Genomic DNA, 25,577 nt, shown 5'->3' on the forward strand with positions numbered 1-25,577 from the left:
CACTTTCTATAGAAGTTAGTCGTGTTCTTCGAATATCCGCGCTTCGATCCGTTCAGCCAATTGGGCATGCAGGGCACGATCCGGGTGATTGATGCCATTCGCCAATCTAACATGAGGCGCTTGCCCCTCCAGCAACCAGTTCTCGAATAGCGCATACATATCCACGTAGGCCAGCTTTTCTTGCTCCATATACTCCCTCAGCGCGAGGGTATACAGCCGCAAATATCCCTTCTCTGCCGTATCTGAGAAGCGAGGCACAACCGTTCTATCCCTCTCATGCATGGAATTGTTGTCATGCAACATCATCATGTTCGGCGTAAGCAACAGAAGATCTGCTTCTGTATCCCGCTTCACAGTTCGCACGAACGCGTCCATTTTTTCCAAATAAGGCTTAAGTCCCGCCTCTCCGGCATGACAATCATTCAGGCCGAAGCCAATGGTAACGAGATCCGGTTGATACGCGATTACATCCCGCTGCCATCTCGGCTCCGACTTCACAGCCGTATCACCGGATACACCAGCATTGATGACATTCAGAATCGTCGTAGGATACCGTTTCACGATGCGATTCTTAAGCAGATTGTGGTAAACTTGCTCATGCTCGATGGTCGCGTATTCCATACATCCTTGGGTCACACTATCACCGAAAGCCACGTAAGTGACGGGACGGGCTCGGACATCGTCTGCTTTCTCCTTAAGGCGCTTCTGGAATCTAGCAAAAGCACTCATAACGGATCCACCAATGTATCCGGATTATGATAATTGCGTGGCCAATTGAACACTTTCAATTGCTGCAGCAGCTCTGTTGGCAACGGCTGACCATCTGAAACTTTGAGATTGGCCTCCACTTCCTCCACGTTGCGCATCCCCGGAATGACGCAGCTTACAGCTTCATCCGACAGACAGAACCGAAGTGCAACTTCGGCAAGCGTCATCGTCGCATCGTATTCACGGATCATCCGTTTGATCGCATCCACCTTCTCCAACGTCCGCGGGAAACGTTCTCCCTTGAAATAGCTCCGTCTAACATCGCCTGGCGCGAAAGTCTCGTAGGTTTCTGGCACCCAGCTGCCGATCAGCGAACCTTCATCAAAGGGCACTCGGGCGAGGACAGCCACGCCATTCTTCTTACATACAGGTAACAGTTCTTCTGCTGGCCTCTGTTCAAAAATATTATAAACAACCTGCTCAGCTTGGATCAGCCCCGCCTCTGCTAGCGCAATACCGTCCTGCGGGCGATAATCGCGAATGGACACGCCGAATTCTCGGATTTTGCCTTCCTTCTGGAGCTCTATCAACGCCTCATGCCATTCGCGATCCTCCAACCCTCTGGGGAACCAACCATGCAACTGATACAAATCAATGGTGTCCACACCGAGCCTGGTCAAGCTGTCTTCGCACTGTTTGCGAATGTGAGCTTTGGGATAGCGCCCTGTCATAGTTGGATCAAGCTCATTCGGATGCGGCCATTGAACGGGTTGCACCTTGGAAGCTATATAAATATGATTGTGGTGCCATTCCTTGAGTGCCTTGCCGATGACTTCCTCCGAGTGGCCTTTCCCATACATTTGAGCTGTATCTACCAGGTTGACACCCCGATCCCAGGCTTCAAGCAGGGTTTTAACTGAATGACGATCATCCACTTGTCCGAAAGCTCCGCCGCCGCCAATCTGCCAGCCTCCGAAACCGATTTCCGAAATATCCCATTGTGTATGGCCAAATTTCCGATATTGCATAAGAAGCATTCTCCTCCCTCGAATCACCTTTCAGTATAAGGCGTTTATGAAGAGACTTTCTTGGTCGATCTGCCAGAAAAAGCACGCCAAATTCGAACTTCACAGCTCAGAACGGATGATGTAGAATGTAGGAAATTCCGGACATTCCCACGTATCTGCGTCCGAATACATGGAGGGACGAAACGTATATGAAGGAGGAATTGATTTCTATGCAAGGAGAACATCATTCGAATTTTACCGAGGATGGGGCGTGGTGTTTCTTCGCTGACCCACGAGCAGTCCGTTATGTCGGGCAGCAGGACCGAACCTATGTAGGATGGTTAACGAAGCAGGGCCACGTCATGATCGGTACCTATGATCACCGTGACGGGTCAGTTAACTCCGTTATGATTAAGCCAACTTTGCAAAAGGATGATCATGCGAATCCCTCGCTGTATATCCCTACCGATGGACGTGCAATCATCTACTACTCTGCTCATAATGGGAAGACGATGTATTACCGCCAAATGGAAACGGCAGAGGATATCTCATCCTTTAGTGCCGAACAAGAACTTCCAGAGAATACGAGCGGCATGCATGGATATACATACCCCAATCCGATTCATCTCCCTCAGGAGCAGAAACAGTATGTGTTCTGGCGAGGCGGTAATTTCAAACCGAATTTCAGTTCCTTACCCGATAAAGAGGGGACATGGTCAGAACCCCAAACCTTAATCATGGGAGAAGGCGCCCGCCCCTACGTCAAATATGCCAGCAATGGCAAGGATACCATCTGGTTTGCTTTTACTGACGGGCACCCCAATATAGAACCGCACAACAGCATCTACTGCGCCTGCATCCAAGATGGCAACCTCTCTCATGCAGACGGTTCAACCATTAAACCGCTATCTGACCTGCCTATGCTTCCCCGTGAAGCCGATGTGGTGTTCGATGGAAACCTGCATGATACGAAGGCATGGATTTGGGATATTGCTGTGGATGCCCAAGGACATCCCGCTATCGTGTACGCCGTTTTCCACGCCAATACGGACCACCGCTATTGGTACAGCTATTGGAACGGCGACTCCTGGGAGAGTCATGAAATGACAGTCGGCGGGTCCTGGTTCCCGCAAACCGAGCAAGACGCCGTGGAACGGGAGCCCTTCTACTCGGGCGGCCTTATACTGGATCATGACAACCCGGCTAACGTATATCTGTCGCGTTCAGTCAATGGGATATTCGAAATTGAGCATTGGCACACGACCAATTATGGTAAAACTTGGGAATCAACTGCTATTACCAGTGGTTCTGCATCCAACAACGTGAGACCCGTCCTAGCCAGGAACAACGGGCAAGAAGATGCGCTCCTTCTGTGGATGCATGGGGATTATGTGCATTTTACCAACTATGAGACGGTTTTGAAGATGAAGTTGGTTACGCGGACACAATAAACGAAAAGAGGCTGTCTCAATAGTCTATGTAGACTTATTAAAACGCCTCTTTTTAGTTATTGACACATGAAGAATAAAACAACTTCCCATAATTTAACTGGATTTACTCCATCTATTTGAAACGGATATAGCGAATTCGGATGATTAACTGTATTTCCTGTAGTTAAATTCCTCCAATTGTATCGATTTTTCAAATTTCATAGAATTTACCTGTATTTTTTCCATCTAATCACGAAAATACCTCAAATTCGAGCACATTAGCTGTAGGTTTTACATCTATATGTGATGCGGCAGTGGGACATCCCCTTATTCATGAGCTTATATGGAATCATTTCACATTAACGACGAAAGGCACTGTAAACACTTCTCCGTTATGATGGAACTGTCCCCATAGCTTATAGACTCCCGCTTCTGGGAATGAGGTTGCGAACTTAGCAATAGGACCCGCAGCCTTCTCCTCAAGCGGATGTACATGAATGTACTTCTCGGCATCGGCTGACAGAATCACAACATGGCCTACAGCGCCTAAGTAAGGCTGCAGATTCGTGATCTCTTTGTTCGTCTGAGCGTCTCGAATCGTAAAAGTGAGCGTAACATCTTCGTTGGCCTTCATGCTGCTCAAGGAAAGTTCAACGGCTTTGCCGCTAACTTCTTGCTGAAGCTTGGGATCCTCTTTAAGCACGGTATGTTCCGCCTCTTTACCGGCAACCTTCACCCATTGACTGAGCGTAGTGCTCGTTCCGCCACTAGGAATAAAATCAGCAATGAGCTTATAATCCCCACCTGCATCGAAGCTCGTGCTGACCGTAAACTTGCCATTTCCTTGGTAAGTCGGATGGATATGTTGAAAGGATGATAGATTGTGATTCACAATGATCAAATGCAGCAACTTCTCATGATTTACTTGAAAATCAGTAACTGGTTTGCCGGCACCGTCCGCAATTTGGATCGTTAATTCTGAACTCTCATTCGCTTTCAGATTTGCCGATCCGAAGGTGAATGATGCGTTCAGATTCGTGGATGCCTTGGGCGTTTCGCCCCCATGTCCACTATGCCCATCGGTGCTTGCTGGACTTACGGCTGCCTCGTGACTGCCATGCTGACTCTTGCTCGAGGAGGCTTCTCTCACACTGCCGCATGCGCTCAGAAACAGTACCGCGAGCATAGCTGAGATAAGCCCTATTTTATGCATATACATGCGCTACTCTCTCCTATATTAGGTCAATTCTTTATGGATCTTCACACGTTGAAGACGCAGTGCATTAAGAACAACAGAAACCGAGCTTAATGCCATGGCTAAGCCCGCCACCCAAGGCGCCAATAAGCCAAGCGCAGCAATAGGTATACCTAACGTGTTGTATCCGAGTGCCCAGACCAAGTTTTGTTTGATGTTGCGCATCGTTTGGCGGCTCATGTAGATCGCATCCGGAATACTAGCTAAGTCCCCGCGCATGAGTGTCACATCGGCAGCCTCCATGGCCACATCCGTGCCCGTTCCGATCGCCATCCCGATATCAGCCGTCGCTAGCGCCGGTGCATCGTTAATACCATCTCCAACCATCGCCACTTTCTTTCCTTGCGCTTGAAGTTTTTTCACTTCTTCCGCTTTGCCTTCGGGTAGAACCTCCGCACGAACATGCTCAATACCCACTTGAGCTGCGATCGCTTTGGCCGTCCGCTCGTTATCACCAGTGATCATGATGACCTGTAGGCCCATAGCCTTCAAACGGCTAACCGCGGCATGTGACGTTTCTTTCACCGTATCCGCTACAGCTACTATACCCCCGTACCCTTTATCAATGGCAACAAGCATAGCAGTTTTACCTGACTCCTCCAGCTTCGACATCGTGTCGTCATCAGTACCCTTCACATCTACACCGGCTTGCTCCATGAGACGTCGCGTCCCGATGAGCAGCTCTTTCCCTTCAACGATAGCTTTAATGCCATACCCAGGGATAGCTTCGAATGATTCTACGGCGGGTAGTTCAATCCCCCTGTCTCTAATCCCTGCCACGATCGCTTCTGCGAGGGGATGCTCCGAGTTTCTCTCCGCGGCGCCTACAAGTCGTAGGAATTCCGCTTCGTCACCCTCCGCGTACACGTCGGTAAGTGCTGGCTTTCCTTTGGTGACCGTACCTGTTTTATCTAAAATGATCACATCAATCTGATGCGTCTTCTCCAGATGCTCGCCGCCTTTGAACAAAATACCCAGTTCGGCTGCGCGCCCTGATCCCGCCATAATCGAAGTCGGTGTCGCTAAGCCCAGCGCACAAGGACAGGCAATAACCAAGATGGCTATGGCTTTCTCCAAAGCCCCAGCAAAATCGCCCGGTGTCACTATGAAATACCAGACTAGGAAGGCGACAAGTGAAATACCCACAACAATGGGAACGAAAATACCTGAAATAACATCGGCCACCCGTTGAATCGGTGCTTTCGAACCTTGCGCTTCTTCGACGACTTTAATAATTTGTGCCAGCGCAGTATCTTTCCCAACCTTGGTCGCTTGCATGCGAAGCCTTCCATTTTTATTAATGGTTGCTCCTATTACCGCATCACCAGGTTTTTTGGTTACGGGCAGACTCTCCCCTGTGAGCATCGATTCGTCAACAGAGGATAAACCTTCTAGTACTTCCCCGTCTACCGGAATTTTATCTCCTGGACGGACGAGCACGATATCCCCCGTCACCACTTCTTCAATGGGTATGTTGAGCTCTTGGCCTTCGCGGATAACCAGCGCCGTCTTCGCCTGCAACCCCATCAAAGACTTAATCGCTTCTGATGTCCGTCCTTTAGCCAGAGATTCAAACAATTTACCCATAATGACTAACGTAATCAGCACAGCGCTTGTTTCATAGTACAGAGACGGCCCATGATGCATGCTGGCGCCACCGATCACCCAGTCGATCGTCAAATACAGACTATAGAAGTAGGCTGCTGAAGTCCCCAGTGAAACCAGTACATCCATGTTGGCAGAGCCATTTCGCAGCGCTTTATAAGCACCTTCGTAGAATTGTCTACCGATGTAGAACTGAACCGGCGTTGCCATAATCAATTGAAACCACGGATTCATGAACAATTCTGGTATCCAAATCCATGAAGTAAACGAAAAGTGGCTGACCATTGACCACAGCAACGGCAATGATAAGATCGCAGATAACAGTAGCTTGCGCTTTTGCTTACTAATCTCCTGCTGCCTATGTTCTGAGGGGTCGCCTTGCTCTTGTTTAGGTACCGCTTTGTAACCGAGTTTCTCCACCCGCTTCTGCATATCCGATACCGCAAGCTCGGCTGGATTGTACACCACATGGGCCGTTTCCATTGCAAAATTTACCGTAGCTGCTCTCACACCAGGCAACTTGTTTAGGGTCTTCTCAATCCGTTGGGCACAGGCCGCGCAGGTCATGCCTTCAAGCTGCAAATCAACGGCTTCCTTCGCCGTGTCATAGCCTAGCTTCTGAATGCTTTGTTCCATCTTCGCAGCATCGATTCGATTAGGATCATAAGTTACGGTTGCTCGCTCCATCGCGAAGTTAACATTGGCTTCCGTGACCCCTTCCAGCTTGTTCAAACCCTTTTCAATGCGATTCGCACAAGCGGCGCATGTCATTCCCGTTATCTGCAGTGATGTTTGCTTCGTATTTGTTGCAGCATCAGCATTTTCCATCATCTACACCTCTTTTAGTTGACGTCGTAGCCTTGCTCTTCAATCGCTTCTTTAATCGCTTCTTGCGTCAGCTTATTTTCATCAAATTCCACGTGAACCGTTCCGTTCGCTAAGTCGACTTTCCCTGAAGCACCTATTGTTTTCAAAGCTCCCTCAACGGAATTCACACAGTGGTTACAGGACATGCCTGCTACTTTCAACGTTACATTTTGCATCGTTCATTCTCCTTTATATGTTGGATTTAATTCATCTTGGTAAAAGGTTACCGACTACTTCAGTATGGCCAACTTGAAATTGTTCAACAACCTGATCTTGTTTTTAGTATACCCCCCTACCCTATATTAGTCAAGTCAAAAAACTTATTTTTTTGAGGATTCCCTATAGATTATATCTGACTTTATGAGGATGAATTCATTCCCTTGCGCATATCCTATTCCATAGATCACCTTCGGAACATCTTGCCTAATTCGTTTAAAAAGCAATAGATCCGTGTAATTAAAACACAGGAGGTGTTTTATTATGAAGATCATGATCACAGCTGCAGAGGCTATAGAAAAGGGAGTATGGCTAGAGCTCCTTCGTCTCTTCGGCAGAGATAAAGATGAGGATATTTGGCCTCAACAGGAGTTTATTCTAACGGAACAACAGGCGATTAAGTTGAACCTTATCAAGAAATAAGCACATAGCGTTTAACTCACATAAGGACCTCACCTATTTGGTGAAGTCCTTATAGCTACGTTGGTTTGATCTCCAGATCAGATCCGTCATTTCATGAGTTTATTGATCGTTGTTAATAACTCGGTTATTACTTCTTCATCGCCTTCTTGAATGCGATCAATCACACAGCTTTTCATATGATGCTCAAGTAATTGCTTACTTACCCCATTTAACGCGGATTGGATGGATGAAATCTGATTCAGCACATCGTCACAGTACGTATCTTTCTCAATAAGCCCCTTAACCCCACGAATTTGCCCCTCAATCCGGTTCAATCGGGTGATTAGATTACTCTTGGCTTTATCGGAATGGTGACTCTTTCGTTCGCTTGAAGTTGCACACATGTCGTGTGAGTGGCTCTCCTCCGTCATCCCAATCACTCCTTTATTGATTGCATTTTATCATAGCCCCCCACCCTATGCAAACGGAATAAAACACAACCTACACTAACGTCATCGTTTATCCAATCGGCTTCGGCGTAACAGGTGCTGACACCATGGCCAGACGGTTTTTCATCGAAAGGAATAAGGTAAGGATTGCAAGGAAGGCCACAACGATAGACAGAATCCAAATCGCGTTGCTGAAGCCGAAAGCCGTCGAAATCACCCCGCCACTATAGGCACTGAGTCCTTGGAATAAATAAGCGACGACCAGCACAGCCGAGATAAACTGTACGCGGTACTGAACAGGCGAGTTGATAACGACAATCCCGATTCCTCCTGCAGCCGAGAAGCCATAGCCAAGTCCGCCGAGAATCGCCGCGATCACAAACAACACAAAGGAATGCAACTCTGAAGCAGTAACTAGCATAATCACTGTCAAAAAGACAGAGATCATCCCCGCACGGATCGATGTTCTAGGACCCAAGCGCCCTGCAATTGTAGCGCTAACGGCGCCCAGCAGATACGCTATCGACAGAACGGTTCCAATGACAAGAATGTCATTCGTTCCAATCACATCACGTGCAATTTGGGCACCTAGTGACAAGAAGGCTGCACCATTCGCAAACCCTGTTCCAACTGCTAGAGCAGCTAATGCGTATAGCCCCCATTGACCAGGTGGGATTTGAATGCCTTGCGGCTTCCAGCCCGTTTTCCGGATAGATTCCGGTGTTTTATTTTGAGGAATGAAGAGAGATAGGATCATGCTGACGATCACAATAGCGGTCAACACCCAATAGCTAAAATGCAGCGGTGATGGAGCATATTTGATAAGAACTGCACCTATAATCGTTGCCAGGAACAGACCAAAGGCCTGTGTGATTGTATTGATAGATCCAGGGTATTTCTTATTCGACGTCGGATTAAATTCGACAAGTGCGGCTGCGCCAGATCCTGCCGTGAGTCCTACGCCAATTCCCTGCAAGATACGACCAGCGAACAGCCAGAACACGTTCGGGGCTGATGCGAATGCTAATGCGCTTAGGAGTAGAAAAATAAGTCCGATCAATAACGTATTTCGACGACCAATGTAATCTGAAATGTTCCCTAGAAGAACGAGGACCAGAATAAGTACAATCGGGTACGTTGCAAATATACCTGTCGTTACTGCCTTAGAGAGATGCCATTCTGAAGCATATATAGGAAAAACAATCGTAGGAGCTGTACTGACCCACAAACTGATGGTCAAAATCCAGGCTACAGCCCAGAAGGCTGCTTTCGTTGACAATGTTTTCATTCACGTTACCTCCTTCAGTATTTATGGACTCGCTCTATCTAAGAGATCTACGATTTACTCCTTAGCCTGAAATAATTGTGGGTACAGACTCTTCACGCCACCTGCAAGGCCGCTCTGCACTTGACGACTCGTATCATCGGCTACGATTTCATAGCTTCCGGCTTCAATGCCATCAAGAGCAATCTTGGCGATATCTGTAGGATTAGCTTTCGGCGCCTGAATATTCGCAGTCATATCCGTATCCATAAAACCGACGTGCAGACCGGCAACTCTTATGTTGCGAGAAGCTAAATTCAGTCTCAGTACGTTAGTCAATCCCCACTCTGCCGATTTAGCAGCGGTATAAGCTCCGTCGCTACCTATGCTGAACCAGGACAGCGCAGAGAGTACGTTCAGAATAGTTCCTCCACCATTTCGCTCCATAATCGGTGCAAATGCACGGACCATGCCGAGCGTACCGAACACATGCGTATCGAATTCTAGTTGAATGTTATCCCAATCACCTTCGAGCAATGAAGCCCCCGTTGATGATCCTGCGTTGTTAATTAACAACGTCACGTCCTTTGCTGCTTCTGCAGCCGCGGCTACCGATTTCGGATCCGTAATATCTAATTGGATCGGAATGGCACCAGGGATATCTACGGTTTCAGGGTTTCTAGCACCTGCATATACTTTAGCCCCTCTAGCAATCAATTCAATCGTGAATTGACGTCCAAGACCTCTATTAGCTCCTGTTACTAATGCAATTTGATTTGTCATGTTCATTGTAATTCCTCCAGTTTGTTTTTATAATAATTTAAGAACGATCATTCTTTAAAAGATCAAAAAAAATGCCTTTATGTCGACCATGAAACTCTTACACTTCAGAGTATGTTTAGCGTTCTTACTTATCAATCGTTCTGCATCTCCCCCACGTCATACAGCATACCTCATTTAAGAATGATAGGTCAATAACTATTTCTAACCATTCCTTATCCCCAATAGAATTACATCTAAATATACGTATTAAATTCGCAAGAAAATGCGGTATATTCAAGAATTATCGTTCTTTAAAAATTATGCAAACACCGACGACTATATCATCTTTACACTAAGATCGACATAGCCACCGCAGCTGCATCCTCCAACATTTTGCGATCTGTTGCTGTTTTGGCCATAACGTGCAGACCGTGTCTTGTATTTACAAGAAACCGTGCAAGCTCACGAATCCCAAACTTACTCTTGAGTGCCCCTTTTTGTTGCGCGCGAATCAGGAAATGATAGAACGTCGTTTCCAAATCGAGTGTATGAGCTTCCACACGCAGTGAAATAACAGGATCACTGTTACCGATGCCCATGGCTGTGTTCGTGACAAAGCATCCGCGGCGCTGATGCTCATCGCTTAGTGATACATCGATCAGCTTCGTAAAGAAGCGCTGCAATACCTCTTTGGGTTCACCTTCCTCTTCCAAAATGTAATACACACGTTCCTTCGCAACCATTCGGAAACGGTCCAAACAGGTTAAGAATAATTTATGCTTATCCCCGAACGTATCATACAAGCTTCCCCGATGAACACCAGTATGCTCCACCAAGTCTTGAATCGATGTTCTCTCATAACCTTTCTCCCAGAACACCTCCAACGCTTTGTCTAGCGCAGCTTCCTGATCGAACTCTTTAGGTCTTGCCATCTGAATAACCTCCTTTCCTTGTTACTTGCTATCATACATGTTTAAGAACGCTCAGTAAAGAATGGACGAAAAAACGATTTGACAAACGAAATCCAAACCCGTATATTTAGTTAGTGTTCTAACGATTAGACTTCTAACTAATTCAGAGTTGAAGGTGATAACCATGGAGCAGAACCGCAATCTACAACATCAGTTTCGTATGATCGGTCTCAAGATGAAGATCGGCGTTGATAAAAAGCTGGAAGCGTATGGGCTGACTATCGAGCAAGGGCTGGCGCTTCGTTTTATTGATGGAAATGAAGAAGGTGGACTTTCCCAGAAAGATTTAGAGAAAACCTTCAACCGTAAAGGCTCCTCGATCAGCAGTCTGGTCAACAATTTGGAGAAGAAAGACCTCATCGTGCGTAAGGCTGATCCGAAGGATGAGCGTCGCAACCTATTGCGTGTAACCCCGGCCGGGAGAGCGCTTGTCGGATCGTTCGATCAGTATTTTGAAGAGTTTGATCATTCGCTACTTAAAGACTTTACAGTTGATGAAACCAACTTACTGCTCAGTTTTCTTGCACGTATCGAGGCCAATGTCGATGAATACACGGCGAACGTTTTGGGCGTAGATATTAATGCTTTCACTTCTCGTAACTCCCCTCCTTCTGAATGAAGGAAAGGAGTTATGATCATCATATAGTTAGAATTCTAACTAATTTTAAACTAACCATACATGAGAAAGGGTGACCCCTATGGAAACTGAAAACCTCCATTATTTCGAAAAAGCACCGATCTATAAAGCTATTGCTCATTTCGCCGTTCCTATGATGCTCGGCATGTCGATGAGTGTGATTTACTCCATTCTTAACGCCTATTTCCTTGGTACACTACAGAATACGGAAATGCTGACCGCACTAGCGCTTACCCTACCGTTGTTTGCCGCTATTATGGCTCTGGGTAATCTGATCGGCATGGGCGCAGGTACGTTCATTTCAAGATTATTAGGTGAGAAAAGCTACGATGAGGTGAAGCATGTATCCTCCTTCGGGTTCTACGCAAGCCTTGCGCTCGGTATAGTGTTGATGATTGTGGGACTACCCTTCATCGACCAGATTGTTCATGGACTCGGGGCAACTGCCAGTTCCTTTGCATTCACGAAAGACTATGTGACCATCATGCTCATCGGTTCGCCGTTTGTCGTCCTATTCTTCGCCCTTGAGAACATTGTCCGCGCCGAAGGATCCGCTATCACCTCTATGATCGGGATGATTCTAAGCGTAATCGTCAATATTATTCTTGATGCACTCGTTATCTTTGTCCTGCACGGGGGTGTGATGGGCGTTGCAACGGCAACTGTCATTTCCAACGTTGTGGCAAGCATCTTCTTCGCTATCTATATAGGCAGAAAAAGTGAATTCCTTAGTCTATCGTGGAAATGGTTCAAAGCATCGAAAGAGATCCTGAGTAACGTCCTCAAAATTGGCGTTCCTGTATTTATTATGAGCATTTTTCTAGGGGCTATGAGTCTAATCTTCAACCACTACCTGATCGAATATGGTGATCATGCGGTTGCCGGTTTCGGAATTTCATCACGACTCTTGCAATTCCCTGAGTTTATCTTGATGGGGCTATGTGAAGGAGTTGTGCCACTCATTGCCTTTTCCTTCACTGCCAATAAGCTACGGATGAAGAAAACGATCAGCTTTACGATCATGATAGTTGCCACGTTGGCTACGGTCTTCGGTATTATCGTGTACTTAACTTCGGATCACTTGATTGGCTTCTTCACGAACGACCCGCAATTGATTGAAATAGGCAGCTATATTCTGCATGTCACATTCTTGTCCCTATACATTTCGGGGACGACAACGCTTTTCACAGGAATATTCCAAGCAACAGGTCAAGGAAAAGCTGCTTTCGTCATGGCCATCGTGCAGGGTGTGACGCTCGTCCCTGTCCTATATATCGCGAATCGCATGAATGGCTTTCATGGTGTTGTCTGGTCGCTCGTCATCGCGGATGCCGTTGCCTTCCTCGTCGGGGCGGTCATGCTCTATGCACTGCGAAATAAACTACAGCCAGATTTAGAGCAATTGGTGCAATAGACTTTCATAAAAAAAACGATCCTTAGACATGATGTCTCAGGATCGTTCGATTTAATTATTCAACAGTCACGCTTTTCGCCAAATTCCTAGGCTTATCAACGTCATTCCCACGCGCCAACGACGCGTAGTACGACAACAATTGCAAAGGAATGACAGACAACGCCGGCGTCAACACATCCAACGTTTTAGGAATAATGAACGTGCTATCAACTGACTTCTGCAGCTCCGTTTCACCTTCCACAGCAATACCCAGCACGTTCGCGCCGCGCGCCTTCACTTCTTTAATATTGCTCACGGTTTTCTCGAGCAGCTCATGCTGCGTCGCTAACGCGATCACCGGAATATCATCCTCGATCAACGCAAGTGTTCCGTGCTTTAACTCACCAGCAGCATACGCCTCGGAGTGAATGTACGAGATCTCTTTCAGCTTCAAGGAGCCTTCAAGCGCTACCGCATAATCCAAGCCTCTGCCGATAAAGAACAGATTATCATGCTTCGCCATCTCTTCAGCAACAACTTTCAAAGCTTCTGCTTGCTCTAGGATCTCGCTAACTTGCGCAGGCAATTCCTTCATCGCTGTGATCACTTCAGCAATTTCCTCAGGCGTTTGCGTGCCCAGTGTTTGCGCCAGGTGCAAGCCCAAGAGGTAGAACGCGATCAATTGCGACGTGTACGCTTTCGTCGAAGCTACGGCTATTTCCGGTCCTGCCCATGTTGTAATGATATCGTTCGCCTCACGCGCAACGGAACTTCCTACAACATTCGTAATCGCCAACACGTGCGCTCCGCAACGTTTCGCTTCACGAAGTGCTGCCAACGTATCCGCCGTTTCACCGGATTGGCTTACGACAATCACAAGCGTATCCTTTGTGATAATCGGGGAACGATAACGATATTCAGACGCTACATCCGTTTCCACCGGAATACGCGCCATTTTTTCAATAACATACTTCCCAACCATACCCGCATGGAATGCTGTTCCACACGCGACGATATGCACACGGCTGATGTTACGAATCGCCTCCAGCGTAATCGTAAGCTCATTCAACGTAACACTCTTACCGTCAGCCGAAATACGACTTCCCATCGTATCGCGGTACGCCTTCGGTTGGTCATAGATTTCTTTCAACATGAAATGATCAAATCCGGCTTTTTCCGCCGTAACAATGTCCCAATCGACATGGAACATTTCCCTGGAAATAAAATTCCCCTCTAACGTCATTAATTCGACAGCATCCCGCGTTAATAGCGCCATTTCGCCATCATTTAGAATGAACACATTACGTGTATACTGCAGAATCGCTGGAATATCCGAACCAATGAAGTTCTCGCCTTCGCCAATCCCGATAATAAGCGGGCTAGCTTGACGCACAGCAACGAGGCGATCTGGTTCGAACTCCGTCAAAACACCAAGCGCAAACGCACCTGTCATGTGCTTCACGGCTTTCTGAACCGCTTTGAGGATATCGCCCTCGTACAAACTTGCGATCAAATGCGAAATGACCTCTGTATCCGTCTCCGATACGAAAACATGGCCTTTCGCGATTAGTTCTTCTTTCAGCGTAATATAATTCTCAATAATCCCGTTATGCACAACGGAGAATTTCAAAGAATTATCGGTGTGCGGATGCGAATTCACGTCCGAAGGCTTACCGTGTGTCGCCCAACGTGTGTGCCCGATGCCAACGCTTCCGTTCAATGGCGTTTCATCCAGCTTCGACTCCAAGTTCGCAATACGGCCTTTAGCCTTCTTAATTTGCAATCCATCCGCCGTATACACCGCAACCCCAGCAGAATCATAGCCTCTGTACTCTAGCTTTTTAAGGCCTTCCAATAGAATCTCCTGAGAATTACGCTTTCCAATATAACCAACAATACCGCACATAGTTACAACCTCCAAATTTGTATAAGCCGCATCGTAAAGGGCTGTTTGTCAAGGATCTGATTTTCAATCAGTCATAAATCATAATGAAATAAACCATCTATAAGGGCGTTCTTTACGTGTAAAATTCAAATAAATCGTTAATAGATGTTGGATACTTGTCTGCCCGGTCGCCCGAACGATTTTGCTCTCCAACTTAACGGCACTCCTCGTGCCGGAAGGTCCCCGCCGAATGTTTCGAACACCTTCACCTCGTCAACTCACCGCGTAGTAGCAGCCGTTCGGCTACATTTCCGTCCCGCTTGCGAGTTCTGGCGCTATTTATTGCGAATAACCTCTGCCCTGCCTTTCCTTCTTGAGTAACTTCATCATATGCATTTTAACCCTGTAATGCAACTTGTTTTTGGCATGCCGGATCCCCCATCTCGCTATTTTCTAGCAAAATGAGGGACTAGCAACCTATGAATTAGACTAATTGCTCTTGAATTACCTTTGCAATGTCGTGAACATATGCTTCAACTTGTTCCTTGTCTGGGCCTTCTGCCATAACACGAATCAAGGACTCTGTACCTGATGGACGAACCAACACACGACCATTATCGCCAAGCTCATCCTCAACTTTACGGATCGCTTCTTCGATTACTGCGTTGTCCTTCAACTTGCTTTTATCCGCTACACGGATGTTAACAAGCAATTGCGGGAACTTACGCATAATCCCTTTCAAATCGCTCAGCTTACGCCCGGATTCAACTAGCGTATTCACCAATTGCAAAGCCGTTAGAATGCCATCACCTGTCGAGATGTAATCTAAGAAAATAACATGACCAGATTGCTCTCCGCCTAGGTTGTAGCCTCCTTTACGCATTTCTTCCATCACGTAGCGATCGCCTACAGCTGTTTGCAGAGCCTTCAAGCCCGCTTTTTCAATCCCTTTGAAAAAGCCAATATTCGCCATCACCGTCGTCACAATGGTGCCGTGGTTCAGCTTCCCTTTGCGATTCAGCGCATCGCCAAGAATGCTCAAGATGAAGTCGCCGTCGACTTCATCGCCCTTCTCATCGATCGCGATCAGACGATCCGCGTCGCCGTCAAAAGCCAACCCGATGGCTGCGCCATGCTTAACCACCTCGGCGCGTAGCGTCTCAGGGTGGGTGGATCCGCAATAATCGTTGATGTTGCGCCCATTCGGCTCCGCGCCGATGGTGATTACTTCCGCTCCGAGCTCGCGGAAAATCAAAGGCGCCAGCTCATAGGCTGAGCCATTCGCACAATCAAGAACAACCTTCACGCCGTCGAACGATTTCGACACCGTCTCCTTCAAGAACGCCAGATAAAGATGCTTCGCATCTGGCTGATCCGAAACCGTACCAATCTCGCCGCCAACTGGGCGAGGCAGTTCATCCACAGCTGCATCGAGCAGCTGTTCAATCTCAAGCTCCGTCTCATCCAATAGCTTGAAGCCGTCGCCTCCGAAGAACTTAATCCCGTTGTCCTCAACCGGATTATGAGAAGCGGAGATCATAACACCCGCGTCTGCGCCTAGCTTTTTCGTCAAATAAGCAACCGCTGGCGTACTCACCACACCAATACGAATCACCTCAACACCAATCGATAACAATCCTGCTACAAGGGATGCTTCCAACATCGGCCCCGAAATGCGTGTATCTCTCCCGATCACGACTTTCGGATGCTTCGCCTGTCTTGTTAACACATACCCGCCGCAGCGTCCTACCTTATAAGCCAATTCTGGTGTGAGTTCGCCATTCGCGACACCGCGCACACCATCTGTACCAAAATATTTCCCCATTTTTGTATTCTCCTCTTTCTCTATTCCCCATTATGGATTTGCTGCTTTAACATTTTTCTCGCTGATTTCTACGATCGCCTTCACTTCTTGCGGAAGTCCTAACTTCACGAAAGTAGGCAAATTTAAAGTTACTTTCAATTCATGCTTACCAGGTGGCAAATTACTAACATCTAGTATCGCTTGAATATCCTGTACTTTCAATTGATCAATTATGGCAGGAGCACCTTCTACCGTAATATTCAAGGTAGCCGAGGCTGGCTGCGTCACTTTGGTTTCGTAATTTTCATTTTGACCAATAATCGTAATCGGTATGTTTTCTACAGCTTTCGTGATTGAAGGCACAACCTCGACATGAACCGTGACCTTCGCAGGATCTAATTGTGTTACTTTATTCCTGAGAGGAATGTCCAGTGAAAAATCTTTCGTTTCCTTCACATCCTGCAGACTAAGCTGCGGCCCTTGATAGAATTCTAGGCGGTCTACGACATCTTGTGCGCCGTATACGGTCACCTTATCAGGGGTTTGCGTGATCATCGCAATGGCAAATCCTGCAGGAGGTTCACCGCTTACTTTGATCTGCAACGGAATCGTTTGGAACGGGCTTGTGATAGGCACCTCGACATCGACTACCGAAGGATTAATGTTAAGGGTTACTTCTTTGCCTTCCTTGTCAAAAGCCTGCAATCTGACCTGCTTCGTCACCGCTGATTGTGCTTTATCCACAGATACCTCGCCGCGGACATTCTCAATCTGATCGAGTTTACTCGTCTGTGCCGTAATGTACACCTTGCCTGGCTTCACAATAGGTTGTCCCGCTTTGAGGCCTGCTGCAGGCGTTCCTTTGACATTAATGACGACAGGTACTTCTTTCATCTGCAACTCTTCAATCACGACGTGGACCGTTCTTGGAACGATCTCCACATCCACATCCGACGGAATTCCGACCGGTGCTAGGGTAACCTGATGGTCGCCTTTACCGACCTGCGTCAAATCCAGCTGAATCTGGTAGGTATTGCTAGCCGTCACTTTCTTAACGGACGATTCCTTCCCTTTCAGAATCACCTGTACATTAGCAGGATTCATCGAAGAGATGAAGTAATGCGTTTCATCATATTTGGTTGTGATGGAGACATTATTAATCGTTTCTACTCGCTCACGCAGCGCTGTGTTCCCGGATATATTCGTTTCTTCCATATGGACGACTACCCAAAGCAGTATTCCGACAACAAGCGCAACAATCCGTACTACGTTTGTATTACGTAACCATTTATCCATTCGAACGCCCTCCCCACCATTTCATGAAAGGGTTCTTATCATTTGTTTTCGCTTTAGGCTTCAACTCTTCAAAAAGCTTAGAAATCAACGATTCCTCTTTAATATCCCGTACGATATGTCCGTTCATCGTTAGCGATATTTGACCTGTCTCTTCCGAAACAATCACACACATCGCATCCGAGACTTCACTCATACCGATCGCTGCCCGATGCCGAGTCCCCAGTTCTTTCGAAATGAACGGATTTTCAGACAGAGGCAAATAACAACCCGCGGCCATCAACTGCCCTTGCCGAATAATAACTGCGCCATCATGAAGAGGGGTATTTGGGATAAAAATATTAATTAACAGCTCTCCGCTGATTTTGCTCTCTATGGCAATACCGGATTCCACATAGTCGGTAAGTCCCGTATCCTTTTCAAAAACAATCAAAGCCCCAATTTTACGTTTGGCCAAATAATTCGCAGCCCGAATCACTTCGCTGATTCTTTTATTCACATCTTGATCCTCTTCTGAAGAAGATCGACTCCCGAATATCTTACCTCGACCTAACTGCTCCAAGGCTCGTCTTAGCTCCGGTTGGAAAATAATAATAACTCCCAGTACCCCGAACGTAAAAGCTTGATTCACCATCCATTGCAGTGTACTTAACTGAAACCAAATACTAATGACCCAGGTAATGACGACCACCAGGATACCCTTCATCAGTTGAATAGCCCTTGTCCCACGCACCACTAGGATCAATTTATAAATCACATAGCTAACGATGAGTATATCGACAATATCCTTAGCCGAGATGCTCGTGAGCAAATCCATTGTATTCTCCCCCAGGCGACTAAACAAAGTTCTCTCTATATAGGAATCATAACATAAAGCTAAGTATACTTCTATTTATCTAGACTCATCGCGCGAGAATTGGTTCATTTTTCCTATGTATAAAAAGAAGAAAGCCCCCTATAGTCTCAGCTATAAGGGGACATTCCGTTATGGCGTGATTTTTCCTACGAATTCACCTAATTTGTACCAGACCCAGCTCAATGCTTCATCGACTTGTTTGATTTCTCCAGAAATGTGCGCCGTTGAGGCTAGGTTGACTGAACCATCGATCACGACGACATTCCCCGTTACATCGCCTTCAACCTTCAGTTCCCCGCGTTTGACCACAAGATCACCATTTACAGTATGTCCTTGCGGCACAATTACTGTATCCCCTTGAATAACGACATCCTGAAGGTTACTTCCCTGCACCATAAGATTCTGATCGTCATCCCACATCGATATGAAGCTTCCGAACATGACCGTTCCGAAAACCACAGCAACCGATACAGCTGGGTGTCTGCGAATCCAATCCGTCCAGGTATTCTTCTTTTTCATCGGTGGTAAGCCGCTCATAATCTGTGCAGTTAACGTATCAGGTACTTTAATGGAGGGCAGCATTCTAACCAAAGCATCCGTTTTCTCCAGCTGTTTGAAAGTATTATGACACGCCTGACAGGCTATCAAATGTTCTTTCAAAGGTAGAGCATCCGTCTTTGGTAAATCACCGTCGAGATATTCATGTATGAGCGGGAGGGCTTCTTTACAATTCACGTTACAGCCACCCCTTTCTTAGACTTTTGCATATTGTGATATACCATACGTTTCGATTTCAAATATGTTTCAGATTCGAACAGGATTTGTACTAACAACTTGTTCCTCCTGCTCCAGTCGTTTTCGTAAGTACTCCCGCCCTCTGTGGACACGCGTTTTGATCGTGGTGACGGGCATGTCGAGCACATCACTAATTTCCTGAAGTGACATATCGTGCAGATACCTGAGAATGACAACGGATTTATATTTCTCTGGCAGCGCCTCGATCGCTCGGTGAATCTGTGCCTGCGTTTCAGAGACAATCAGTTGTTTCTCTGGTGTATCCTCATCGCTAGGCAGCATCGCATAATAATCATTGCCTTCGCCATCTGTCATTTCGGCATCCAGCGAATACGTTTGCTTTCTTCGTCGCAGTTTATCAATACATAAGTTTGTCCCGATTCGAAAAATCCACGTCGAAAACTTCTGATTCTCATCATATCGATGTAAATTCGTATACACGCGCAAGAACGTTTCCTGCACGGCATCTTCGGCTTCTTGCTTGTTATTCAGCATGCGGTAAGCCAAATGAAAGATCTTGTCTTTATAGAGCTCCACGAGCTCTGCAAAAGCATTGCGATCCCCATTACTGGCCAGCTTAGCCAGTCGTGCTTCAACAAAGTTCAATTGGTTTTCCTCCGGCTTCTCGACAATTCAACATCCATTTATTGATAATAAAATTCCCTCTTCTACTATATACGTCAGAAATCACGATTTGTATTCAGAAATTATAATTCCACCTAGAATCAGGACCATGCCTCCCCATTGTAACCCCGTAATCGGTTCCCCAATGAGTAAAGAAGCCGCAAGAATAGCCACTGGAAGCTCTACAGATCCAAGCATTGCTGCAAGTGCACTTCCGATCTTGGGAATTCCGATATTAAATGAAACGGTCGGTACAACCTGGCCTAGGAACCCGAGCAGCAATCCCCACAGCAACAGCATACCACCATTTTCATGAACAAAAACAGTCGGGGGATACAAAACGTACATAATCGGCAGCGCAGCCGTCAGCATGATCGCAGAATTCATGAGCGGAGGCAATGAACTCTCGACTTGTCCCGTGAAAAACAGAAAAACACTATACGCTAACGCAGAGATAAGTCCATATAGTATACCCAGAATACTGAGCTCTCCCCAGTTGGTATCAAACACATTCACCGCAAGAATCGTCCCTGCCAGAATCAGCGCAATCGCAATCCCTTCCATGCGTTTAGGCAATCTCCGTTTCACGATACAATCCATAGCAATCGTCATCCACGTAAATTGAAAGAGAAGAATAATACATAAGGAAGCATCTAACTCTTGCAGCGCAATATTATATACGACCGTCGTTAACGACAGTCCAAAAATCCCAATCAACCCCAACTTGATCCAAGGACCTCTAAACGGATTTACCCACGACTTCTTGTGAAAAAGAATCAATACCCATACGAATACGGTTCCCATCGTCATCTGAGCAGGTGTAATTTGCCCATCTGTGAAACCTTGATCATAGGCCATTTTAATATATGATGAAAGCAAGCCGTAGCTTGAAGCCCCAATAAGGACAAGGACTATTGCCAACCATCGCCCCATGCTGCCGCGCCCCCCTGACTTGGGCAATTCCCGTAATTACAGGAAAAGCCGAGCTGCCTGCATTGCTGCAAGCCCCCGACTTTATCATCCTGTAGTTTATATTATGTTGTCGTAAGGATCAGCCCGTATTCCGAAGTCCCGCGGCAATCCCGTTGATTGTAAGTAGTACTTCACGAAGCAGAATCGCATCGTCTTCATTGTTTTCTCTCAGTGCGCGTAGCTCAGTAAGCAACTCAACCTGCATGTAACTAAGTGGATCCACGTACGGGTTACGTAATTTGATGGATTCTTGAATAACTGGAACATTATCGAGAATCTCTTGCTGACCTGTAATTTGCAAAATAATTGAAGACGTCAACTCATACTCGTCTTTGATCAGATTGAAAATACGCTCTGCAATCGCGGACTCCTTCACCAAGCTGCCATATTCCTTCGCGATGAGAAGATCTGCTTTCGCTAACGCCATTTGCAGATTATCAATCATTGTGCGGAAGAATGACCAATCCTCATACATCTCTTTGAGGACTGCTAGGTTGCTTTCGTTGCCTTGAGCAAAGCTTTGCAAGCCTGTGCCCGCTGCATACCATGCTGGTAGCAGGTATCTCGTTTGCGTCCATGAGAATACCCACGGAATTGCACGCAAATCTTCGAACTTATCGCTATTTTTACGCTTAGATGGACGGGAACCGATATTCAGCTCGCCAATCTCCGGAAGCGGTGTGGATTCTTTGAAGAACGTTAAGAAGTCTTCGTCTCTGAAAATAAGATCTTGATACTTCGTCTGTGCTTGCTCCGAAATACCACGCATAATATTTTCCCACTTATCTTCTAGCGGGTGTCTTTGTGGGGAACGGGACAGCTTCGATGCTGTGATCAAAGCAAATGTTGCCTGCTCCAAACTACGGTAAGCAATCCCTTGCAGGGAATAACGGGAAGAAAGAACTTCACCTTGCTCCGTAATCTTAATGCCGCCACCAAGGGTTTCAACCGGTTGAGCTAGAATGCTTCGGTTAAGTGGCATACCGCCACGACCCAATGCCCCACCACGTCCATGGAAGAACTTCAACTTCACGCCAAATTTCTTCGCCGCTTCTGTGATATCTTGAAGCGCCATGCGCAACTCCCAGTTCGCTGTAATCACACCGCCGTCTTTATTACTGTCGGAATAACCCAGCATAATTTCGTGTATCTGTGTTTCAGGATCAATGCTATCTCGGTATGCAGGGATCGCTAACAATGTGCTCATGATACCAGGCGCAGCATGAAGGTCGTCAATCGTTTCAAAAAGCGGAACAGACTGAACAGTGCTCGTAACGGTTCCGTCGCTCTCTCTGCGGTATAGGCCCGCCTCTTTGGCAAACACAACAACCTCAAGCATGTCACTTGCACCTTGCGTCATCGAAATCAAGTAACTATTAATACAGTTACGTCCGAATTCCTTCTGCGCTTTACCTACTGTGCGATACACATCTAGGCATTCTTTCGTGCCTTCCGTGTAATCCAAGTACGTAGACGTGATAGGACGTGGATCATTCAAAACATTCGTGAGCAGTGAAATTTTCTCATCTTCCGAAAGCTTGCTGTAATCCGGCGTAATACCCATTTTCGCCAAAATTTCCGTCATCGCATTCTCATGCTCTTTACTATGCTGTCTGATATCTAGAGCAGCTAAGTGGAAACCAAATAACTCAACTTGACGTATTAACTTCTTAATATATTTATCAGCCACATAGTCTGCAAAATGCGCACGTAAACTAGTTTCCATAACTTGCAAATCTTGAATAAACTCTTCAGGGCTATTGTACTTCTGTGCAGCAGGTACATTCGCATTGCCCGTATTATGAATCTTCTCGATCATATAAGTTGTCTTGATGCGGTATGGTTCCTTCTCATTGCGCCAAACATCCTGAACGTTCCCCATCGCTTCGCGATCACATTGGATCGAATCGATTAGAGCTTCGCTCACATTCACAATGTTCTTACTGAAACTCATGTGTGCTAAAGATTCTCTCAGGATTTCCTCATACTTCTGCAAAGCCAATTGGCGGTGCAGACCAAGCGTCTCCCATGTCACATTCGCTCTAACAGATGGATTTCCGTCACGGTCTCCACCGATCCATGATCCAAATTTCAAGAAGGACGGTACATGCCATTTGTCTTCTGGGTAGTATTTATTTAGACAACGCTCAAGCTCATGGTAAACTTCTGGCAATACATCGAATAACGTCTCGTCAAAATAATACAAGCCGTTACGCACTTCGTCGATTACCGTCGGTTTACGATCACGCAGCTCATCGGTTTGCCACAAGTTAAGCACTTCACCCAACAACTTCTCACGCAATTGTTCACGCTCACGGTACGTTAAGTTAGGGTTGTCCAGCTTCATCATATCGTCAGAGATGCGTAGATTAATATCAAGCACTGCACGACGCATAGCTTCCGTTGGATGAGCCGTCATTACGAGCTCTAGAGAGATCGCTTTAAGTATTTCTTGTACCTCGGAATAAGGAACATTCGTATTCTTAAGCTCTTGTACAATGCTTTCAATCGAACCTGGTTGTACAGATTCCCCTGATGAGCGCTCGTAGTCACGTTTACGGCGAATACGATGGTTTTGTTCAGCAATATTAACTAGTTGGAAGTATATAGCGAAAGCGCGTATCACTTGATGGCGAATTTCCGGATCTAGTGAAGATATCGTTTTCTTAAACTCATCATAGATCTCAATAACATAGTGTGCTCTTAACGACTTGCTCATTTCGCGAATTCTTTCAACAACATCCAGCAGATCATTTCCGCCTTGATGTACAAGAACTTCGCCTAGTATGTGTCCAAGAAACCGAATATCTCTACGCAGCAGGTTATTCGTACTTTGTTTTTGTTGGACGATCTCACTCTCTACCATTACTCTCCACCCCATCTATTCACTATGATGCATTAATGCTTCTCTCTGCAAAAGCTAGTCGCTATAAAAACTCATTTCAGAATATTTTACCACAATCTGATCGCTACACATAGTATTAAAATAAAAAAACCGTACGTTTTTAGGTGGTAATTAATGTATTGATAAGATTCTGCGCTGCTTTGATTTGTATTATTTCCTAATTAGAAGGAGTTAGACGGTATATTGGAATAAAAGAAAAAGCCACCCGAAGGTGGCTCTTTCTTAGTAAGCTGGCGGCGGGAATACTCCAAATTCGGATTTAAATTGCTTCCTAAGGAAGCCTATGGCGGTATATTTGGACGCTCGTCCTATTTGGGTTGTTTCATAGATGTTTGTACGGACGGTCGAACCCTTGGTTCAATTCCCTAGATAAAAGAAAAAGCCACCCGAAGGTGGCTCTTTCTTAGTAAGCGGGCGGCGGGAATCGAACCCGCGCGATCAGCTTGGAAGGCTGAAGTTCTACCATTAAACTACGCCCGCGTAGTTTAGAAAAATGATCGGGACGACACGATTTGAACATGCGACCCCCTGCTCCCAAAGCAGGTGCTCTACCAAGCTGAGCTACGTCCCGATACGTTTATAACTTATAATGAAGAATGGCGCGCCCTGAGAGATTCGAACTCCCGACCTTTTGATTCGTAGTCAAATACTCTATCCAGCTGAGCTAAGGGCGCATAAAACTTTGGAGCGGAAGACGGGGATCGAACCCGCGACCCTCGCCTTGGCAAGGCGATGCTCTACCGCTGAGCCACTTCCGCAGGGTACCTCAATTGTATGAATACAAGTGAGGATTTAATGCGCGTAGAGGGACTTGAACCCCCACGGTCACCCGCTAGATCCTAAGTCTAGTGCGTCTGCCAATTCCGCCATACGCGCATGTTGTAAATAAGGCAAATGGTGAGTCATGTAGGATTCGAACCTACGACACCCTGATTAAAAGTCAGGTGCTCTACCAACTGAGCTAATGACTCATGTGTTATGAAAAAATGGCTGGGGATCAAGGATTTGAACCTTGGCATGACGGAGTCAAAGTCCGTTGCCTTACCGCTTGGCTAATCCCCAATAATAACATGCCGTCGAGAGGACTTGAACCCCCAACCTACTGATTACAAGTCAGTTGCTCTACCAGTTGAGCTACAACGGCATATAAAGTTAATGGTGGAGGCTGACGGGATCGAACCGCCGACCCTCTGCTTGTAAGGCAGATGCTCTCCCAGCTGAGCTAAGCCTCCATAAAATGTAATTCTTTTGGGGTCCACGCAAAGTAATCGGAATATTCTTCGACAGCAATACGTCACTTTGTGGGGAATATTGGTGACCCGTAGGGGACTCGAACCCCTGTTACCTCCGTGAAAGGGAGGTGTCTTAACCACTTGACCAACGGGCCTTACTTGAAAATTACTGGAGCTTCCAACCGGAATCGAACCGGTGACCTCATCCTTACCATGGATGCACTCTACCGACTGAGCTATGGAAG

At 46.5% G+C, this 25,577-nt stretch carries 21 protein-coding genes and 10 tRNA genes; 4 read left to right on the plus strand and 27 right to left on the minus strand.

Annotation, left to right across the window (positions count from 1 at the left end):
• Positions 1 to 15: 15 nt before the first annotated feature.
• Entirely contained in the window at positions 16 to 729 is a 714-nt protein-coding gene (locus GC096_RS38100; RefSeq protein WP_171638526.1) for an SGNH/GDSL hydrolase family protein, read from the minus strand.
• Positions 726 to 1,736, minus strand: coding sequence for an aldo/keto reductase (locus GC096_RS38105; protein WP_171638527.1), 1,011 nt, complete (start codon positions 1,734 to 1,736; stop codon positions 726 to 728). The genes GC096_RS38100 and GC096_RS38105 overlap by 4 nt, the downstream gene beginning before the upstream one ends.
• A gap of 209 nt (positions 1,737 to 1,945) precedes the next feature.
• Here GC096_RS38105 and GC096_RS38110 point away from each other — a divergent pair, with 209 nt between their 5' ends.
• On the plus strand, positions 1,946 to 3,166 hold the full coding sequence (locus GC096_RS38110; protein WP_171638528.1) for a BNR-4 repeat-containing protein: 1,221 nt from the start codon (positions 1,946 to 1,948) through the stop codon (positions 3,164 to 3,166).
• A gap of 328 nt (positions 3,167 to 3,494) precedes the next feature.
• On the opposite strand, the gene GC096_RS38115 is transcribed toward GC096_RS38110, so the two are convergent.
• From GC096_RS38115 to GC096_RS38125, 3 genes are read right to left on the minus strand one after another with little or no spacing between them, the layout of a single operon-like run.
• Positions 3,495 to 4,364, minus strand: coding sequence for a DUF8832 domain-containing protein (locus GC096_RS38115; RefSeq protein WP_246303294.1), 870 nt, complete (start codon positions 4,362 to 4,364; stop codon positions 3,495 to 3,497).
• A gap of 18 nt (positions 4,365 to 4,382) precedes the next feature.
• Positions 4,383 to 6,836: a heavy metal translocating P-type ATPase gene (locus GC096_RS38120; RefSeq protein ID WP_376769559.1), complete on the minus strand. Its 2,454-nt coding sequence runs from the start codon at positions 6,834 to 6,836 to the stop codon at positions 4,383 to 4,385.
• 11 nt (positions 6,837 to 6,847) lie between these two features.
• Positions 6,848 to 7,048: a copper ion binding protein gene (locus GC096_RS38125; protein ID WP_171638529.1), complete on the minus strand. Its 201-nt coding sequence runs from the start codon at positions 7,046 to 7,048 to the stop codon at positions 6,848 to 6,850.
• 304 nt (positions 7,049 to 7,352) lie between these two features.
• Between GC096_RS38125 and GC096_RS38130 the strand changes: the two genes are divergently transcribed.
• Entirely contained in the window at positions 7,353 to 7,511 is a 159-nt protein-coding gene (locus GC096_RS38130; protein ID WP_171638530.1) for a hypothetical protein, read from the plus strand.
• Positions 7,512 to 7,597: 86 nt separating this feature from the next.
• Here the strand turns inward: GC096_RS38130 and GC096_RS38135 are convergent, their stop codons facing one another.
• From GC096_RS38135 to GC096_RS38150, 4 genes are all read right to left on the minus strand, one after another.
• A complete protein-coding gene (locus tag GC096_RS38135) occupies positions 7,598 to 7,921 on the minus strand; it encodes a metal-sensitive transcriptional regulator (protein ID WP_056618141.1) in 324 nt (107 codons plus the stop codon).
• Positions 7,922 to 8,009: 88 nt separating this feature from the next.
• Positions 8,010 to 9,227 carry an MFS transporter gene (locus tag GC096_RS38140; protein WP_171638531.1) on the minus strand — a complete coding sequence of 406 codons (1,218 nt, stop codon included), beginning with the start codon at positions 9,225 to 9,227 and terminating at the stop codon, positions 8,010 to 8,012.
• A gap of 54 nt (positions 9,228 to 9,281) precedes the next feature.
• Positions 9,282 to 9,992, minus strand: coding sequence for an SDR family oxidoreductase (locus GC096_RS38145; protein ID WP_171638532.1), 711 nt, complete (start codon positions 9,990 to 9,992; stop codon positions 9,282 to 9,284).
• A 320-nt stretch (positions 9,993 to 10,312) separates the two neighbouring features.
• A complete protein-coding gene (locus tag GC096_RS38150) occupies positions 10,313 to 10,897 on the minus strand; it encodes a TetR/AcrR family transcriptional regulator (protein WP_171638533.1) in 585 nt (194 codons plus the stop codon).
• Between the two features lie 163 nt (positions 10,898 to 11,060).
• Between GC096_RS38150 and GC096_RS38155 the strand changes: the two genes are divergently transcribed.
• Both GC096_RS38155 and GC096_RS38160 read left to right on the plus strand, forming a co-directional pair.
• Positions 11,061 to 11,555: a MarR family winged helix-turn-helix transcriptional regulator gene (locus GC096_RS38155; RefSeq protein WP_171638534.1), complete on the plus strand. Its 495-nt coding sequence runs from the start codon at positions 11,061 to 11,063 to the stop codon at positions 11,553 to 11,555.
• 79 nt (positions 11,556 to 11,634) lie between these two features.
• On the plus strand, positions 11,635 to 12,987 hold the full coding sequence (locus GC096_RS38160) for an MATE family efflux transporter (protein WP_171638535.1): 1,353 nt from the start codon (positions 11,635 to 11,637) through the stop codon (positions 12,985 to 12,987).
• Positions 12,988 to 13,042: 55 nt separating this feature from the next.
• Here GC096_RS38160 and glmS read toward each other — a convergent pair whose 3' ends face one another.
• From glmS to GC096_RS38250, 18 genes are all read right to left on the minus strand, one after another.
• The gene (gene glmS / locus GC096_RS38165; RefSeq protein WP_171638536.1) at positions 13,043 to 14,872 is read right to left on the minus strand and encodes a glutamine--fructose-6-phosphate transaminase (isomerizing); all 1,830 of its coding nucleotides are present in this window, start codon (positions 14,870 to 14,872) and stop codon (positions 13,043 to 13,045) included.
• A gap of 463 nt (positions 14,873 to 15,335) precedes the next feature.
• Entirely contained in the window at positions 15,336 to 16,676 is a 1,341-nt protein-coding gene (glmM, locus tag GC096_RS38170; RefSeq protein WP_171638538.1) for a phosphoglucosamine mutase, read from the minus strand.
• A 30-nt stretch (positions 16,677 to 16,706) separates the two neighbouring features.
• Positions 16,707 to 17,951 carry a CdaR family protein gene (locus GC096_RS38175; protein WP_171638540.1) on the minus strand — a complete coding sequence of 415 codons (1,245 nt, stop codon included), beginning with the start codon at positions 17,949 to 17,951 and terminating at the stop codon, positions 16,707 to 16,709.
• A complete protein-coding gene (gene cdaA / locus GC096_RS38180; RefSeq protein WP_171638542.1) occupies positions 17,944 to 18,765 on the minus strand; it encodes a diadenylate cyclase CdaA in 822 nt (273 codons plus the stop codon). The genes GC096_RS38175 and cdaA overlap by 8 nt, the downstream gene beginning before the upstream one ends.
• Positions 18,766 to 18,933: 168 nt before the next feature.
• On the minus strand, positions 18,934 to 19,539 hold the full coding sequence (locus GC096_RS39460; protein WP_171638545.1) for a zf-HC2 domain-containing protein: 606 nt from the start codon (positions 19,537 to 19,539) through the stop codon (positions 18,934 to 18,936).
• Between the two features lie 69 nt (positions 19,540 to 19,608).
• A complete protein-coding gene (gene sigW / locus GC096_RS38190) occupies positions 19,609 to 20,205 on the minus strand; it encodes an RNA polymerase sigma factor SigW (protein WP_171638547.1) in 597 nt (198 codons plus the stop codon).
• 81 nt (positions 20,206 to 20,286) lie between these two features.
• A complete protein-coding gene (locus tag GC096_RS38195) occupies positions 20,287 to 21,156 on the minus strand; it encodes a DMT family transporter (protein ID WP_171638548.1) in 870 nt (289 codons plus the stop codon).
• A 118-nt stretch (positions 21,157 to 21,274) separates the two neighbouring features.
• Positions 21,275 to 24,061: a phosphoenolpyruvate carboxylase gene (ppc, locus tag GC096_RS38200; protein ID WP_171638549.1), complete on the minus strand. Its 2,787-nt coding sequence runs from the start codon at positions 24,059 to 24,061 to the stop codon at positions 21,275 to 21,277.
• A 448-nt stretch (positions 24,062 to 24,509) separates the two neighbouring features.
• Positions 24,510 to 24,580, minus strand: a tRNA-Gly gene (locus tag GC096_RS38205).
• A gap of 17 nt (positions 24,581 to 24,597) precedes the next feature.
• A tRNA-Pro gene (locus GC096_RS38210) sits at positions 24,598 to 24,671 on the minus strand.
• 26 nt (positions 24,672 to 24,697) lie between these two features.
• A tRNA-Arg gene (locus GC096_RS38215) sits at positions 24,698 to 24,774 on the minus strand.
• 9 nt (positions 24,775 to 24,783) lie between these two features.
• Positions 24,784 to 24,858: transfer RNA gene (locus GC096_RS38220), tRNA-Gly, on the minus strand.
• Between the two features lie 38 nt (positions 24,859 to 24,896).
• Positions 24,897 to 24,976: transfer RNA gene (locus GC096_RS38225), tRNA-Leu, on the minus strand.
• Positions 24,977 to 24,995: 19 nt separating this feature from the next.
• Positions 24,996 to 25,071: transfer RNA gene (locus GC096_RS38230), tRNA-Lys, on the minus strand.
• Between the two features lie 16 nt (positions 25,072 to 25,087).
• A tRNA-Gln gene (locus GC096_RS38235) sits at positions 25,088 to 25,162 on the minus strand.
• Positions 25,163 to 25,171: 9 nt separating this feature from the next.
• Positions 25,172 to 25,244 (minus strand) — tRNA-Thr (locus GC096_RS38240).
• Positions 25,245 to 25,256: 12 nt separating this feature from the next.
• Positions 25,257 to 25,332 (minus strand) — tRNA-Val (locus GC096_RS38245).
• Between the two features lie 80 nt (positions 25,333 to 25,412).
• Positions 25,413 to 25,487, minus strand: a tRNA-Glu gene (locus GC096_RS38250).
• Positions 25,488 to 25,577 lie beyond the last annotated feature (90 nt).

Source organism: Paenibacillus plantarum (assembly GCF_013141695.1).
Taxonomy (GTDB): domain Bacteria; phylum Bacillota; class Bacilli; order Paenibacillales; family NBRC-103111; genus Paenibacillus_E; species Paenibacillus_E plantarum.